The organism is Microbacterium sp. 8M (assembly GCF_902506375.1).
In the GTDB taxonomy this organism is placed as follows: domain Bacteria; phylum Actinomycetota; class Actinomycetes; order Actinomycetales; family Microbacteriaceae; genus Microbacterium.
Genome location: NZ_LR733284.1, coordinates 1725647 through 1741379, shown reverse-complemented (window position 1 = coordinate 1741379; position 15733 = coordinate 1725647). Strand labels below are relative to the sequence as shown.

15 protein-coding genes are annotated in these 15733 nt (G+C 70.0%); 7 read left to right on the top strand and 8 right to left on the bottom strand.

All coding sequences use genetic code 11. The features are described 5' to 3' along the window. Nucleotides 1-27: 27 nt before the first annotated feature. On the top strand, nucleotides 28-273 hold the full coding sequence (locus tag AERO9AM_RS08250; RefSeq protein ID WP_159575707.1) for a hypothetical protein: 246 nt from the start codon (nucleotides 28-30) through the stop codon (nucleotides 271-273). Nucleotides 274-345: 72 nt separating this feature from the next. Here AERO9AM_RS08250 and AERO9AM_RS08245 read toward each other — a convergent pair whose 3' ends face one another. Further along, complete coding sequence (locus AERO9AM_RS08245) at nucleotides 346-678, bottom strand: TfoX/Sxy family protein (protein ID WP_236602540.1); 333 nt, start codon at nucleotides 676-678, stop codon at nucleotides 346-348. Nucleotides 679-718: 40 nt separating this feature from the next. Then, the gene (uvrB, locus tag AERO9AM_RS08240; protein WP_159575706.1) at nucleotides 719-2788 is read right to left on the bottom strand and encodes an excinuclease ABC subunit UvrB; all 2070 of its coding nucleotides are present in this window, start codon (nucleotides 2786-2788) and stop codon (nucleotides 719-721) included. Nucleotides 2789-2887: 99 nt separating this feature from the next. Here uvrB and AERO9AM_RS08235 point away from each other — a divergent pair, with 99 nt between their 5' ends. After that, nucleotides 2888-3487 carry a DUF4126 domain-containing protein gene (locus tag AERO9AM_RS08235; protein WP_159575705.1) on the top strand — a complete coding sequence of 200 codons (600 nt, stop codon included), beginning with the start codon at nucleotides 2888-2890 and terminating at the stop codon, nucleotides 3485-3487. Here AERO9AM_RS08235 and AERO9AM_RS08230 read toward each other — a convergent pair. The 4 genes from AERO9AM_RS08230 to rpsA form a co-directional block, all read right to left on the bottom strand. Next, nucleotides 3484-4269, bottom strand: coding sequence for a GNAT family N-acetyltransferase (locus tag AERO9AM_RS08230; protein WP_159575704.1), 786 nt, complete (start codon nucleotides 4267-4269; stop codon nucleotides 3484-3486). The genes AERO9AM_RS08235 and AERO9AM_RS08230 overlap by 4 nt on opposite strands. Then, nucleotides 4266-4874, bottom strand: coding sequence for a dephospho-CoA kinase (gene coaE / locus AERO9AM_RS08225; protein ID WP_159575703.1), 609 nt, complete (start codon nucleotides 4872-4874; stop codon nucleotides 4266-4268). The genes AERO9AM_RS08230 and coaE overlap by 4 nt, the downstream gene beginning before the upstream one ends. A gap of 58 nt (nucleotides 4875-4932) precedes the next feature. Beyond that, a complete protein-coding gene (locus AERO9AM_RS08220; protein WP_159575702.1) occupies nucleotides 4933-6144 on the bottom strand; it encodes an MFS transporter in 1212 nt (403 codons plus the stop codon). Between the two features lie 179 nt (nucleotides 6145-6323). Continuing rightward, the gene (rpsA, locus tag AERO9AM_RS08215) at nucleotides 6324-7781 is read right to left on the bottom strand and encodes a 30S ribosomal protein S1 (protein WP_159575701.1); all 1458 of its coding nucleotides are present in this window, start codon (nucleotides 7779-7781) and stop codon (nucleotides 6324-6326) included. A 324-nt stretch (nucleotides 7782-8105) separates the two neighbouring features. Between rpsA and AERO9AM_RS08210 the strand changes: the two genes are divergently transcribed. Beyond that, a complete protein-coding gene (locus tag AERO9AM_RS08210; protein WP_159575700.1) occupies nucleotides 8106-9041 on the top strand; it encodes a 5'-3' exonuclease in 936 nt (311 codons plus the stop codon). Between the two features lie 58 nt (nucleotides 9042-9099). Here the strand turns inward: AERO9AM_RS08210 and AERO9AM_RS08205 are convergent, their stop codons facing one another. Beyond that, nucleotides 9100-10086, bottom strand: a complete 987-nt coding sequence (locus AERO9AM_RS08205; RefSeq protein ID WP_159575699.1) for a PHP domain-containing protein — start codon at nucleotides 10084-10086, stop codon at nucleotides 9100-9102. Between the two features lie 14 nt (nucleotides 10087-10100). Further along, the gene (trpD, locus tag AERO9AM_RS08200; RefSeq protein ID WP_159575698.1) at nucleotides 10101-11165 is read right to left on the bottom strand and encodes an anthranilate phosphoribosyltransferase; all 1065 of its coding nucleotides are present in this window, start codon (nucleotides 11163-11165) and stop codon (nucleotides 10101-10103) included. A 181-nt stretch (nucleotides 11166-11346) separates the two neighbouring features. Here trpD and ctaE point away from each other — a divergent pair, with 181 nt between their 5' ends. From ctaE to qcrB, 4 genes are read left to right on the top strand one after another with little or no spacing between them, the layout of a single operon-like run. Next, nucleotides 11347-11979: an aa3-type cytochrome oxidase subunit III gene (gene ctaE, locus AERO9AM_RS08195; RefSeq protein ID WP_268892352.1), complete on the top strand. Its 633-nt coding sequence runs from the start codon at nucleotides 11347-11349 to the stop codon at nucleotides 11977-11979. A gap of 21 nt (nucleotides 11980-12000) precedes the next feature. Further along, nucleotides 12001-12798: a cytochrome bc1 complex diheme cytochrome c subunit gene (qcrC, locus tag AERO9AM_RS08190; protein ID WP_159575697.1), complete on the top strand. Its 798-nt coding sequence runs from the start codon at nucleotides 12001-12003 to the stop codon at nucleotides 12796-12798. A 33-nt stretch (nucleotides 12799-12831) separates the two neighbouring features. Continuing rightward, complete coding sequence (gene qcrA, locus AERO9AM_RS08185; protein WP_159575696.1) at nucleotides 12832-13905, top strand: cytochrome bc1 complex Rieske iron-sulfur subunit; 1074 nt, start codon at nucleotides 12832-12834, stop codon at nucleotides 13903-13905. After that, nucleotides 13902-15707: a cytochrome bc1 complex cytochrome b subunit gene (qcrB, locus tag AERO9AM_RS08180; protein ID WP_159575695.1), complete on the top strand. Its 1806-nt coding sequence runs from the start codon at nucleotides 13902-13904 to the stop codon at nucleotides 15705-15707. Before qcrA ends, qcrB begins: the two co-directional genes overlap by 4 nt. Nucleotides 15708-15733 lie beyond the last annotated feature (26 nt).

Below are 15733 nucleotides of genomic sequence, written 5' to 3'. Positions count from 1 at the left end.
GGCCTAATCGTTAGTACACTAAGCATCATGGTGAACGCATCCACTGAGCGCCCGTCGCTCCGTCAGCGCATCCGCGAGGCCGGCGGCCTCTACGCCTGGATCAACACGACCCTCATCCGGTTCGCGGGCCCGGCATCGGTCGGCCCATACGAGTCGACGCCCCCGCCGTCCGCCGCCGAGCGGGCTCAGCGCGGCTGCCCCCTGTGCGGCGCCCCGATGACGGCGCACGAGATCGACCGCAGCGGGCCGAAGCCGCTCGTGCACTGCCCCTGAGGGCTCGCGTCCCGTCGCACACACACGGCGCACCCGGGTACACCCTGACGGCGACCGGCGCGACCGGTGCGGTCAGACGGTCTCCGCGTCCTCCCGGGCGAGGTCGATCCACCCCATGAGGGCTGCGTCATCGGCGACGGCGTCTGCGGAGACGTCGAGCCAGTTCTCGCTCATGGTCCGCGCGCCCATCACCGCGCGGGACACCCCTGGCTCCGTGAGCAGCGCCGCCGCGCGTTCCGCCGTGACACGCACGAGGAGCGTTCCGCCCTTGCGCGCGCCGACGAGGATCCGCCCGTCGGCGAGGAATGCCCGGCTGCCGAACATGGCGCGCTCCTCGATCTCGCCGTCGCCGCCGAGCAGCGCACGGATCCGGTCCGCAAGCTCCACCACCGATGCGTCCGCCATGTCCTCTTCCGCTCCCTCGGCCGCAGCTCAGACGCACGCCTCAGGCGTGTCCGGCGCGCTCCATGGCCCGCAGCTCCTTCTTCAGGTCCTGCACCTCATCCCGCAGTCTCGCCGCCAGCTCGAACTTCAGCTCCCCGGCGGCCGCGAGCATCTGCGCCGACAGGTCCGCGATCGTCTCCTCGAGCTGCACGGCGCCCTCCGCGGCGATGCCCTCACGGCGCAGGTTCGGCGTCGGCGACTTGCCGCGACCCGACTTCGTGCGCTTGGCCAGCAGCTCCGCGGTGTCGGCGCCCTCGCGAGCGAGCACGTCGGTGATGTCCGCGATCCTCTTGCGCAGCGGCTGCGGATCGATCCCGTTCGCGGTGTTGTACGCGATCTGCTTCTCGCGGCGCCGCTCGGTCTCCTCGATCGCCTTCGCCATAGAGTCGGTGACCGTGTCGGCGTACATGTGCACCTGACCCGAGACGTTGCGGGCCGCGCGCCCGATCGTCTGGATCAGGGACGTGCCGCTGCGCAGGAAGCCCTCCTTGTCGGCGTCGAGGATCGCGACCAGCGAGACCTCCGGCAGGTCGAGACCCTCACGGAGCAGGTTGATGCCGACGAGGACGTCGTAGACACCGGCCCGGAGCTCGGTCAGCAGTTCGACGCGGCGCAGGGTGTCGACGTCCGAGTGCAGATAGCGCACCTTGACGCCGTGCTCCCCGAGGAAGTCGGTGAGCTCTTCGGCCATCTTCTTCGTGAGCGTGGTGACCAGCACGCGCTCATCGCGCGCGACGCGGATCCGGATCTCCTCGAGCAGGTCGTCGATCTGCCCCTTCGACGGCTTCACGACGATCTCGGGATCCACCAGGCCCGTCGGGCGGATGATCTGCTCCACGACCCCGTCCGCGATGCCCATCTCGTACTTGCCCGGGGTGGCGGACAGATAGACGGTCTGACCGATCCGCTTGGTGAACTCGTCCCAGCGCAGCGGCCGGTTGTCGAGAGCGCTCGGCAGTCGGAATCCGTGATCGACGAGCGTGCGCTTGCGCGAGGCGTCGCCCTCGTACATGGCGCCGATCTGCGGCACCGTCACGTGCGACTCGTCGATGACCAGCAGGAAGTCGTCGGGGAAGAAGTCCAGCAGCGTGTGAGGGGGCTCCCCGGCCTGGCGGCCGTCCATGTGCCGCGAGTAGTTCTCGATGCCCGAGCAGAACCCGAGCTGCTGCAGCATCTCGAGGTCGAACGTCGTGCGCATCCGCAGCCGCTGCGCCTCCAGCAGCTTGCCCTGGCGCTCGAGCTCGGCGAGCCGCTCCGCGAGCTCCTCCTCGATCTGGCCGATCGCCCGCTGCACGACATCGGTGCCGGCGACGTAGTGCGAGGCCGGGAAGATCGGAACGGAGTCGAGCTTCGCGATCACCTCGCCCGTGAGCGGGTGCAGCGAGTACAGCGCCTCGATCTCGTCGCCGAACAGCTCGATGCGGATCGCGTGCTCCTCGTAGACCGGGATGATCTCGATCGTGTCGCCGCGCACCCGGAAGTTGCCGCGCGAGAAGTCGACGTCGTTGCGGTTGTACTGCATGGCGATGAACTGCCGGATGAGTGCGTCGCGGTCGTAGCGCTCCCCCACCTGCAGTGCGACCATCGCGCGCAGGTACTCCTCGGGGGCGCCGAGGCCGTAGATGCAGGACACCGTCGAGACCACGACCACGTCGCGACGGCTGAGCAGCGAGTTGGTCGTGGAGTGGCGCAGGCGCTCGACCTCGGCGTTGACCGAGGAGTCCTTCTCGATGAAGGTGTCCGTCTGCGGCACGTACGCCTCGGGCTGGTAGTAGTCGTAGTACGAGACGAAGTACTCGACCGCGTTGTGCGGCAGGAGCTCGCGGAACTCGTTCGCGAGCTGCGCGGCGAGCGTCTTGTTGTGGGCGAGCACGAGCGTGGGCCGCTGCACCTGCTCGATGAGCCAGGCCGTGGTGGCGGACTTCCCGGTTCCGGTGGCGCCGAGCAGCACCACGTCGGTCTCGCCCGCGTTGATGCGGGCGGCGAGTTCGGCGATCGCCTGCGGCTGATCACCGGCGGGCGCGTACTCCGAGACGACTTCGAACGGCCGGACCGAACGTGTGGGTTGCATGCCTACCAGCGTAGGCGGGGGCACGGACATCGGGCTCGGATCCCGCTGGGCGCGGACGACCGAGGCCGGCCTCCTCCTCCGGCGCCCTACAGTGGTGCCGTGATCGAGTTCGTGATCGGATCCAGCCTCGCCGCCGCCGCGGGGCTGAACGCGTGGATCCCGCTGTTCCTGCTCGGCCTCGCCGCCCGGCTGCTGCCGGCCGTCGCCCTCCTCGCGGGATGGACCTGGCTGAGCAGCGACCTCGCGCTCTGGGTCATCGGCATCCTGCTGGTGCTGGAGATCGTCGCCGACAAGATCCCCGCTCTCGATTCGCTGAACGACATCGTGCACAGCGTGGTGCGGCCGGCCGCCGGGGGCATCGCGTTCGGCGCGGGTGCGAGCGCCCGGACGGTCGCCGTCGACGATCCGGGGACCTTCTTCTCGACGCACACCTGGATCCCCATCGCGGCGGGGATCCTGATCGCGTTGGCCGTTCACGTCGTCAAGGCGACCGGCCGGGTCGCCGCGAACACGGCGACCGCCGGAATGGCAGCGCCGGCCTTGAGCACCGCCGAGGACGTGGCCTCGTTCGTGCTCGCTGCGACGGCGATCGTGGTGCCGATCGTCGCCGGGGCGCTCCTGCTCGGACTGATCCTCGCCGTGGTCGCGCTGGTGCGTCGGCGCGCCCGACGCCGGCGGGCAGCGTCGGCCGGGGACTAGGCCTTCGCGGTCCAGACGTACGGCGTGGTCGTGGTGGCCCGCAGCATGCCCGCGCGCTCCAGGATCGGCCGGGAGAACTCCGTCGAGTCGGAGTGCAGATAGCGCAGCCCCCGGGCCAGTGCAGCCTGAGCACGCTTTGCGGTGAGCGCGCGGTAGACGCCGCGCCCTCGCCACTGCGGAACAGTGGCACCGCCCCAGATCCCCGCGAACTCCGTGCCCGCGACGGGTTCCAGGCGCCCTGCGCTGATCACGCGCCCTTCCGCCTCGGCCACCCAGAGCAGCACGTCCTCGCCCGCCGCCAGACGCGCGATCGTGTGCTCGGCTCTGGCGTCGCCGTCGTCGTGGCCGAACACCGCGGCCTGCATCCGCTCCATCGCCCGGATGTCCTGCGCGTCTCGGATCTCACGCAGCACGACGCCGTCGGGCAACGGCACGTCGGACGCCAGGAGCGCGGCGTCGCCGAGCATCACGGACTCCCTCTCCTCCGGCTCGAACCCCGCGTCGCGCAGCGCGGCCTCGAGTCCCGGCGCGATGTCGTGCCCGCGGGTCTTCCACTCCGCGGTGCGCACGTCCGGGATCGCCGCGAAATGCGCCCGCACCTGATTCACGAGCGAGCGGACCCGCCGCTCGCCGAGACCGGCGAGATCGCGGTAACTCGCGAAGCCCTCACCGCCGGGGAACACGCCCACCGCAACCGGGCCGATCTCGCGCACGTCCCGCGCACCCCGTAGCTCGGCCACCCCGCGCAGCTGTGCGTCGTACGCGGCCAGCAGACCGGTCATCGCGCTCCCCCGGACCGCAGCCGCCGCCAGAGGTCGTCCGTCTGCCTGAGGGTGTCGTCGAGGCTCCCGGAGGTGTCGATGACCACGTCGGCGATGGCGCGGCGCTGCTCATCGGGCACCTGGGAGGCGATGCGCTTGCGCGCCTCCTCCCGGTCCAGGCCGCGCTCCCGCACCAGCCGCTCTTCCCGGACGGCGACGGGGGCGTCCGCCACCACGACGAGATCCCAGGGGTCGTCCACTCTCGCCTCCACCAGCAGCGGGACGTCGTAGACGACCACGGCCGTCGGGTCTGCATCGAGCGCAGCCACGAAGCGACGCTGGGACTCGGCCTTGACCGCAGGGTGCACGATCGCGTTCAGCCGGCCGAGCGCCTCGGGATCGCCGAAAACCCGCCCGGCGAGAGCGGCACGATCCAGCTCCCCGTCGGGGCGGAGCACCTCGGGCCCGAACTCCGCGGCGATGCGATCGAGCACGGGCGAGCCGGCCGCTTGCACGTCCCGCACGATCCTGTCCGCGTCGATGATGACGGCGCCGTGCTCGGCGAGCCGGGCCGCGATCGTGGATTTGCCCGACGCGATTCCGCCGGTCAGTGCGATGAGGGGCATGGTGTCAGTCTTGCATGTACCGTGAGGGTGCCCGCGCCGGCCGACACGGCTCCCGGCCTCAGGCGCGGGACGGATCCGCTGCGCGCAGCGCGATCCCGGCCGCCAGCGCGGCCAGGGCGCACATCCCGACCACGATCAGTGCGAACCAGGTCCAGCCCCCGACGCCGAAGACCACCCCCAGCGCCCACCCGAACAGGCTGGAGCCGGCGTAGTACGCGAAGTAGTAGAGCGATGAGGCCTGGGCCCTGCTCTCCGGCTCGGACGCGACCGGCGTCCACCCCGACGCGACGGCGTGCGCCCCGAAGAAGCCCGCCGTGAACAGCAGCAGGCCCGCGAGCACGGCGATGGTGTCAGCCGTCAGCAGGAGCAGCGCACCCGCGGCCATCACGGCGATCGCCGCCAGCAGCACCGGATACCGCCCGGCGCGGGAGGCGAGCACCCCCGCCCACGGCGACGACACGGTGCCCGCGAGATACGCGAGGAACAGCAGCGTCACCAGCCACGTCGGCAGGGCGAACGGCGGTGCGGCGAGGTGGAAGCCCAGGTAGTTGTAGACCGCGACGAAGGCGCCCATCAAGAGGAACGCCTGCGCGTAGAGCGCGAGCTGGCGAGGCGACCGCAGCAGTCCGAGCAGACGCGCCAGGACGCCGGCGCCCTGCCTGCCTCGAGCGCGCAGCGGCACGAAGCCGTGCGACCGCGGTGCGAGCCACAGGAACAGCGCCGCCGCCACGGCGCAGAGCGCGGTCGCTGTCCACATGCCGGCGCGCCAGCCCGCACCCTCGGCCACGAGCCCCGCCACGATCCGGCCGGCGAGCCCGCCGACCGTCGTCCCGGCGATGTAGCTGCCGGCCGCCGCAGCGGCGTGGCGCGGCCCCACCTCCTCGGCGAGGTACGCGAGCGCCACGGCGGGGACCGCGCCGAGTGCCACACCCTCCGCTCCCCGGAGCGCGAGCAGCGGGACGACGCCGCCGGCGAACGGGGCGAGCAACCCCAGGACGGTCGCCGCGATCACGCCGACAGCCATCGCCGGCACCCGTCCGACGCGGTCGGCGACCACCGACCAGCCGATGACCGAGGCCGCGAGGCCGAGCGTCGCCGCCGAGACGCTCAGAGCCGCCATCGCCGGAGAGACCGCCAGGTCGCGGGCCAGCAGGGGCAGCACGGCCTGCGGCGCATACAGCTGCGCGAACGTCGCGACCCCGGCGAAGAACAGGCCGAGGATGAGCCGCCGGTACTCCGCGGAACCGGGCACGTGGCCGCTGAAGCTCACCGCACCGGGATCCGTGCGCGCCTGCCGGGACGGGGACGCAGGCGGAGCGGATCCATGCCCCCATCCTCACATGTCCGCACACGTCCGCGGCCCCGGCCGGCGCGCCAGGGCGGCGCAGACGCGGAACGGGCCGCCACCCGCCCGAAGGCGAGGTGACGGCCCGTTCTGTGAAGCGCTACTTACGCGTTGCCGCCCGAGAGCTTCTCGCGCAGAGCGGCGAGAGCCTCGTCGTCGGCCAGCGTGCCGGCACCGGCGGAGTCGCTCGAGAACGACTGCGCACCCGCGAAGTCGTCGCCCGCGGCGGCCTCGGCCTCGGCGGCCTTGAGCACCTGAGCCTTGTGCGCCTCCCAGCGTGCCTGGGCAGCCGCGTACTCCTGCTCCCATGCCTCGCGCTGGGCGTCGAAGCCTTCCTTCCACGCACCGGTCTCGGCGTCGAAGCCCTCCGGGTACTTGTACTCGCCGTTCTCGTCGTACTCGGCGAGCATGCCGTACAGGGCCGGGTCGAACTCGGTGCCGTACGGGTCGACCGACTCGTTGGCCTGCTTCAGCGAGAGCGAGATGCGGCGACGCTCGAGGTCGATGTCGATGACCTTGACGAAGACCTCCTCGCCCACCGAGACGACCTGCTCGGCCAGCTCGACGTGCTTGCTCGACAGCTCGGAGATGTGCACGAGGCCCTCGATGCCGTCCGCGACACGCACGAACGCACCGAACGGAACGAGCTTGGTGACCTTGCCCGGGGTGACCTGGCCGATGGCGTGGGTGCGGGCGAAGACCTGCCACGGGTCCTCCTGCGTCGCCTTCAGCGACAGGGAGACGCGCTCGCGGTCGAGGTCGACCTCGAGGATCTCGACGGTGACCTCCTGGCCCACCTCGACGACCTCGGAGGCGTGCTCGATGTGCTTCCAAGACAGCTCGGAGACGTGCACGAGGCCGTCCACGCCGCCGAGGTCGACGAACGCACCGAAGTTGACGATCGAGGACACGACGCCCTTGCGGACCTGGCCCTTGTGCAGGTTGTTGAGGAACGTGGTGCGCGACTCGGACTGCGTCTGCTCGAGCAGGGCGCGGCGCGAGAGGACCACGTTGTTGCGGTTCTTGTCGAGCTCGAGGATCTTGGCCTCGAGCTCCTGGCCGAGGTACGGCGTGAGGTCGCGGACGCGGCGCAGCTCGATGAGCGAGGCCGGCAGGAAGCCGCGGAGGCCGATGTCGACGATGAGTCCACCCTTGACGACCTCGATGACCTGACCGGTGACGACGCCGTCGTTCTCCTTGATCTTCTCCACGTCGCCCCAGGCGCGCTCGTACTGGGCGCGCTTCTTGGACAGGATCAGACGGCCTTCCTTGTCCTCCTTCTGGAGAACGAGGGCCTCGACCTGGTCGCCGACGGAGACGACCTCGTTGGGGTCGACGTCGTGCTTGATGCTCAGCTCGCGCGAGGGGATGACGCCCTCGGTCTTGTAGCCGACGTCGAGCAGCACCTCGTCGCGGTCGATCTTGACGATCGTGCCCTCGATGATGTCGCCGTCGTTGAAGAACTTCAGGGTCTTCTCGACCGCAGCCAGGAAGTCCTCGGCAGATCCGATGTCGTTGATCGCGACCTGCTTGGTGGCCGGGGCGGCCGTTGCGGTAGTCATGTAGTGGGTTGTCCTTGTTGATGGATACTCGGGCCGCGACGCGCGCTCCTCGCGGAGCACAGGATCGCATCGCGGCGAAATGGATGTGTGTTGTTCGTCACGCACGCGCGAGGGAGCCCCCACGGGTGACACTTCATGCTATCAGGTCGCCGAGAGCGCCGGAAACCGCACTGCACGGTGATGCATTGCACGGTGATGCGGGCGCTCCCGATGCCGGCAGCACCCTGACTGCAACATCGGCGCCCCGTCCGATGTTCCCGCTGCGGACGCCGCCCTGCGGCCCTGCTCGCCTGCCGCGCCGCTCCCGCCTGGCAGACTGAGGGCATGACCGACGCCGCGCCGAAGCTGCTCCTGCTCGACACCGCCAGCCTGTACTTCCGCGCGTTCTACGGAGTGCCCGACACCGTGAAGGCGCCGGACGGCACCTCGGTGAACGCGGCCCGCGGCCTGCTCGACATGATCGCGAAGCTCGTCGGCGCGTATCGCCCGACGCATCTCGTGGCGTGCTGGGACGACGACTGGCGCCCCCAGTGGCGCGTCGACCTCATCCCCAGCTACAAGGCGCACCGCGTCGTCGAGGTCGTGCCGGGCGGGGCGGACATCGAGGAGGTCCCGGATCCGCTCGAGGAGCAGATCCCGATCATCCGCGAGGCGCTCGGTGCGCTGCGGATCCCGATCATCGGCGTCGCCGAGCACGAGGCCGACGACGTGATCGGCACGCTCGCCACCATCGCCGAGATGCCGGTCGACATCGTCACCGGCGACCGCGACCTCTTCCAGCTCGTCGATGACAGCCGCGGCGTCCGCGTCATCTACACGGCGCGCGGGATGAGCAACCTCGAGACCGTCACCGACGAGACGGTCGTCGCCAAGTACGGCGTGCTGCCGAGCCAGTACGCCGACTTCGCGACCATGCGCGGTGATGCATCGGACGGCCTGCCGGGCGTCGCCGGTGTGGGTGAGAAGACGGCCGCGAACCTGCTCGCGGTGCACGGCGACCTCCCCGCGATCCGCGCCGCCGCCGCGACGGCCACCGGCATGTCGGGCGGCGTCGCGAACAAGATCCTCGCGGCGTCCGACTACCTCGATGTGGCACCGACGGTGGTGCGCGTCGCGACGGCCCTGCCCATCGCCGTCCCCGAGCAGCGCCTGCGCCCTCTCGACGCCGCGGAGACGGCCACGGCGGTGGCCGTCTCCGAGCGCTGGAACCTCGGCACCTCCATGGCCCGCGCCCTCGAGGCGCTGAGCCGCACGGCCTGAGCAGCCCCGGTGGCTGCAGCCGTCGAGCGCGCCGCTCCGGTGCGACGGCAGCGGCGGGTCAGCCCGCCCAGCGCCGCAGCCGCTCCAGGCCCCAGGTCGTGACGATCCGCTCGGCCGGCACGCCGGCCCGCTCCGCACGCAGCGCCCCGTGGTCCAGCAGCGACAGCTGTCCCGGCGCGTGCGCGTCTGAGTCGATCGAGAAGAGGCAACCCGCCTCGAGCGCGACCGCGATGAGCTCGTCGGGCGGATCCTGGCGCTCCGGCCGGGAATTGATCTCGACCGCGACGGCGTGCTCGGCGCAGGCGTCGAACACCGCGCGCGCGTCGAACCTCGACGGAGGCCGCGTGCCCCGCTCCCCCTGCACCAGCCGTCCGGTCACGTGACCGAGCACGCTCACACGCGGATCCGAGACGGCCCTGATCATGCGCTTCGTCATCGGCCCCGGCTCCATGCTCAGCTTCGAATGCACGGAGGCGACCACCACATCGAGCTCCGCGAGCAGTTCGTCCTCCTGATCGAGGCGCCCGTCTTCGAGGATGTCCACCTCGATCCCCGCGAGCAGCGTCAGTCCGTCCCCGCTGAGCGCGCGCACCTCGGGGATCTGGGTGCGCAGCCGCTCCGGGCTCAGCCCGCGCGCGACCCGCAGCCGCGGCGAGTGGTCGGTGATGGCGAGGTACTCGTGCCCCAGGGCGCGCGCCGCATCCGCCATCGCCGCGATCGGGGTCGTCCCGTCCGACCACTCCGTGTGGGCGTGCAGATCGCCGCGCAGCCGCGGACGCAGCTCGGACACGATCTCGGGCTCGACCTCGCCACGGAGCTCGACCAGATACGACGGCGTCTCACCCGCCAGCGCCTGTCGGATCACCTCGAACGTCGAGGCGCCGATCCCCTTCGCCTGCTGGATGCGCCCCAGATCCCTCTGCGCGTCCTCCGGAAGGCCCTCGTACGCGGCTGCCGCCGTGCGGAACGCCTTGGCCCGATACCTCGACGCGCGCTCGCGCTCGAGCAGCCGCGCGATCTCGAGCAGCGCCTCCTGCGGGTCCATGCCGGCCTCCGACCTCAGCTCGCCGCGAGCTCCCGGGACGCCGCCACCCAGGCATCCAGCTTCGCCAGGGCGCTGCCGTCGTCCACGACGGCCTCGGCGCGCGCGAGCGCCTCGCGCAGGCGCTGCACGATCGGCACCTGAGCCTGCGCCGCATCGTGCGAGAGCTCGTAGGCGACGATGCCCGCCGCCGCGTTGAGCAGCACGATGTCGCGCACCGCTCCCCGCTCGCCCTCGAGCGTGCGCCGCAGCACTCCGGCGTTGTGCTCGGGCGAGCCGCCGATGAGGTCGCCGAGGTCCGCGAGCGGGATGCCGAGGTCGCGCGGATCCAGATCGTGCTCGTGGATGTCGCCGCGGGTGACCTCCCAGATGCGGCTGTGACCGGTGGTGGTCAGCTCGTCGAGCCCGTCGTCCCCGCGGAACACGAGCGCCGTGGCGCCCCGGGTGCGGAACACGCCCGTGATGAGGGGCACGCGGTCGAGCTGGGCGACGCCGACGGCGTTCGCCTCGGCGCGCGCGGGATTGCAGAGGGGCCCGAGCATGTTGAACACCGTCGGCACGCCGAGCTCGCCCCGGACCGCGGCTGCGTTCTTGAAGCCGGGGTGGAACGCGCCCGCCCAGGCGAACGTGATGCCCGTGCGGTCGAGGATCTCCGCGACGGCCTGCGGATCCAGCGTCAGCTGCAGCCCCAGCGCGCCGAGCACGTCCGAGGAGCCTGACGAGGAGCTCGCCGCGCGGTTGCCGTGCTTGACGACGGGGACCCCGGTCGCGCCGATGATGATCGCGGCGGTCGTCGACACGTTCACCGTGCCGACCCGGTCGCCGCCGGTCCCGACGATGTCGAGCACGTCCGTGGAGACGGGCAGCGGCACCGCGGCTTCGAGGATCGCGTCGCGGAATCCGACGACCTCGTCGATGGTCTCGCCCTTCGCGCGCAGGCCGACGAGGAACCCGGCCAGCTGGGCGTCCGTCGCCTGGCCGCGCATCACCTGACGCATCGCCCACGTGGACTCGTAGACGCTCAGATCGCGTCCGGCGAGCAGGGTGGAGAGGACATCGGGCCAGGTCAGAGCTTCCGCCATGCCAGCGATCCTATCGATGTGATGCAGTCGTGACCGCCGCACCCAGGTGCGGTCCCTGCCGCGCAACCCCGCGGCTCTCAGGGGATTCGCGGCGGGTTCCGAGGTCGCACCGAGCCTGAGACGAGCTGAACCGCCGTGGCCGGTGCGACAATCGCCGTCGCGGATCGGCCATAATGGACGGGTGACGACCTCAGCGACGTATGCCCCGGCGGCGAGAACGATCAAGCGCCCCAACCCGGTGGCTGTGGGAACCATTGTCTGGCTCGGCAGTGAGGTGATGTTCTTCGCGGGACTCTTCGCGATCTACTTCACCCTGCGCAGCACCTCTCCGGAGCTCTGGGCCGCGCGCACCGAGCACCTGAACGTGCCGTTCGCCGCGATCAACACCCTGGTCCTGGTGGCGTCCTCGTTCACCTGCCAGATGGGCGTGTTCGCCGCGGAGCGCATGCAGCCGTACACCGCCGTGAACGACAAGGGCCGCAAGCGCTGGGGCATGGTCCCGTGGTTCTGGCTGACCTTCATCATGGGCGCGTTCTTCGTGTCCGGCCAGGTGTGGGAGTACTCGCAGCTCGTCGCGGAGGGCATGCCGATCTCGGCCGACTCGTACGCGTCGGCGTTCTACATCACCACCGGCTTCCACGCGCTGCACGTCACCGGCGGCCTGGTCGCGTTCCTGCTGACCCTCGGCCGCGCCTTCGCCGTCAAGAACTTCACGCACAAGGAGGCGACGACCGCGATCGTGGTGTCCTACTACTGGCACTTCGTCGACGTCGTCTGGATCGTGCTGTTCTTCGTCATCTATTTCCTCAAGTAAGAAGCGGAGCGGATTCCCGACATGGCACGTGAGAAGAAGCGCCGTACCGGCCGTCGCAGCCCCCTGGCCGCGGCCGCACTGATCGGCGCAGGCCTGATGATCACCGGCGGCGTGTACGCGGGTGCGAGCGCGGCGTTCGCCGCCACCCAGCCGGCGTCCGTCACCGCCGAGGTCTCGACCGAGGACGGCCAGAAGCTGTTCCAGGCGAACTGCGCGACGTGCCACGGCATGAACCTGCAGGGCACCTCGACCGGCCCGAGCCTCTACGGCGTCGGCGAGCTGGCCGTGGAGTTCCAGATGTCCACGGGCCGCATGCCGCTGCAGATGCAGGGTCCGCAGGCCCCGCAGAAGCACCCTCAATTCACCGAGGAGCAGATCAAGAACGTCGCGGCGTGGGTGCAGTCGGTGGCTCCCGGCCCGACCTACCCCGAGGAGAAGATCCTCGACGGCAAGGGCGACGTGGCGCACGGCGCCGAGCTCTTCCGGATCAACTGCGCGATGTGCCACAACGTCGCCGGCGCCGGTGGCGCCCTGACCGAGGGCAAGTACGCCCCCGGCCTGATGAAGACCAGCGCCCTGCACATGTATGCGGCCATGGTCACCGGTCCTCAGAACATGCCGGTCTTCGGCAACATGAACCTGACGCCCGAGGACAAGCGCGACATCATCTCCGCGCTGCTCTTCCAGCAGAAGGCGACGCAGGTGGGCGGTATGGATCTCGGATCCCTCGGCCCCGTCTCGGAGGGCCTGTTCATCTGGATCTTCGGCATCGGCGCACTCGTCGCCATCACCGTGTGGATCACGGCGAAGTCCAACTGACGCCGGCATATCGAAGAACGTACGAGGAGAACCATGGCACACGACGACCCGCACGCTCTTGACCGGACCTATCAGGCACCGGCCGGGCTGAGCGTCGACGTCAGCGACCCCGCGCAGAACCCGGGGCTGCCCCCGCACCGCGAGCGCATCACCGATCAGGACCCGAAGGCCATGAAGGCCGCGGTCCGCACGGTCTACACGCTCTTCTACCTCTCCCTCGCGGGCAGCATCTGGGCGGTCGCCGCCTACATGCTCTTCCCGATCGAGAGCGGCTCGCTCGTCGATGTGCGATACAACAACCTGTTCATCGGCCTCGGCATCGCCCTCGCCCTGCTCGCCCTCGGCCTCGGTGGCATCCACTGGTCGAAGGCTGTCATGGCCGACCACGAGCACGTCGAGTACCGCCACCCCACCCGCGGCCGGGACTCGACCCGCGAGGCCGCCATCAAGGCGTTCGCCGACGCGAACGAGGAGTCCGGGTTCGGTCGTCGCGTGATGATCCGCAACTCCCTCATCGCCGCCGTCGTGGCCTCTGTGGTCCCCGGACTCGCGCTGTTCCGCGGGCTCGCCCCGCAGGACACCCCCGAGGACCCCATCGCCGGTCAGCCGGTCAAGCTGCTCCAGCACACCATGTGGAAGAAGGGCATGCGCCTGGCGCACGACCCCGACGGCACTCCGATCCGCGCCGCGGACATCACCATCGGCTCCGCCGTTCACGTGATCCCGGAGGAGCTCAGCAAGCTGGGGCACGAGGAGGGCTACCTCGAGCAGAAGGCCAAGGCCATCGTCCTGCTCATGCGCCTGCTCCCCGAGCAGCTCATCGAGAGCGAGGAGCGCAAGAGCTGGTCGTACGACGGCATCGTCGCGTACTCCAAGGTCTGCACCCACGTCGGCTGCCCGGTCGCGCTCTACGAGCAGCAGACCCACCACCTGCTCTGCCCGTGCCACCAGTCGCAGTTCGACGTCACGGAGCACGCCAAGGTCATCTTCGGCCCGGCCGCCCGCCCGCTGCCGCAGCTGCCGATCACGGTCGACGATGAGGGCTACCTCATCGCGCAGAGCGATTTCCACGAACCCGTCGGTCCGAGCTTCTGGGAGCGTCATTGAGCACCGCAACTGTTACCGAGCCGAAGTCCTCGGAGAAGCCCTCGGAGGCGCCTCTGGGCGGCCGATTCGTCGGCGGCCTCTCCAACTACATCGATGAGCGGACGAGCCTCTCCGGCTTCGTCAAGGAGCTCGGCCGGAAGATCTTCCCGGATCACTGGTCGTTCATGCTCGGCGAGATCGCGCTGTGGAGCTTCGTGGTCGTGCTGCTCTCCGGCACGTTCCTCACGTTCTTCTTCCAGGCATCGATGGTTCCGACGCACTACACCGGTGCCTACCCCCCGATGCGCGGCGTGGAGATGTCCGCGGCCCTCGACTCCACCCTGCGGATCTCCTTCGACATCCGCGGCGGCCTGCTCGTCCGTCAGATCCACCACTGGGCGGCGCTGACGTTCGTGGCCGGCATCGGCGTGCACATGCTCCGGGTGTTCTTCACCGGCGCGTTCCGCAAGCCGCGCGAGCTGAATTGGGTCATCGGATTCGTCCTCTTCATCCTGGCCATGGCGGAGGGCTTCACCGGCTACTCGCTCCCCGACGACCTGCTCTCGGGCAACGGTCTGCGCATCATCGACGGCATGATCAAGGGCCTCCCCCTGATCGGCACCTGGACCTCGTTCATGCTCTTCGGCGGCGAGTTCCCGGGCGACCAGATCGTGGGGCGCCTGTACACGCTGCACATCCTCATCCTGCCGCTGCTGGTCATCGGCCTGGTGGTGCTGCACCTGATGCTCATGGTCATCAACAAGCACACCCAGTTCGCCGGCCCCGGCCGCGAGGAGGACAACGTCGTCGGCTACCCGATGATGCCGATCTACATGTCGAAGATGGGCGGCTTCCTGTTCATCACCTTCGGCGTGGTGGTCCTCATCGCCTCGCTGTTCCAGATCAACCCGATCTGGAACTACGGACCGTACGACCCCTCCCCCGTGTCGGCGGGTACGCAGCCCGACTGGTACATCGGCTTCGCGGACGGCGCGCTGCGTCTGGCTCCGTCGAACCTCGACGTGGTCTTCCTCGACCACACCTGGTCGTTCGGGATCATCATCCCTGTGCTGGTCCTGGGCCTGTTCATCGTGCTCGTCGCGGTGTACCCGTTCATCGAGGCGTGGATCACCGGAGACAAGCGCGAGCACCACATCGCTCAGCGCCCGCGCACCTCGGCGACCCGCACCGCGATCGGCGTCGCCGGCGTGATCTTCTACGCCACGCTGTGGGCAGCGGCATCGTCCGACCTCATCGCGACGCACTTCTCGCTCACGATGGAGGGTGTCATCCACACGCTCCAGGTGACGCTCTTCCTCGGCCCGGTGCTCGGCTACTTCGTCACGAAGCGGATCTGCATCGCCCTGCAGAAGAAGGACCGCGAGATCGTCCTGCACGGCTACGAGTCCGGCCGCATCGTCCGCCTCCCCGGAGGCGAGTACATCGAGGTGCACAAGCCGGTGGACGTGTACGACCGCTGGAAGCTCATCGACACCGAGGTGTACGAGCCGCTGGTCGTGCGTCCCAACGCCAAGGGCCGCATCCCGTGGACGGAGAACCTGCGCTCGTCCCTGTCGCGCTGGTTCTTCGAGGACCGCCTCTCCCCGCTCACCCAGGCAGAGATCGTCGCCGCCGATGCGCACCAGCGCCACGTGCTGCATGACACGGATGAGGCCGCGCACGAGGAGATCGTGGCGTCGCACACCCGCGCGGGTGTGAGCGAGGACCAGATCGCCCCTGTCGACACCGCCCATGTCAGCGAGACCCCGAACACGCCGAGCTCCGCGCTCGCGCCGGAGTCGCTGCCGAAGAAGGGCGAGTAGCACCTCGCCACTCCCCCGAATCCGCT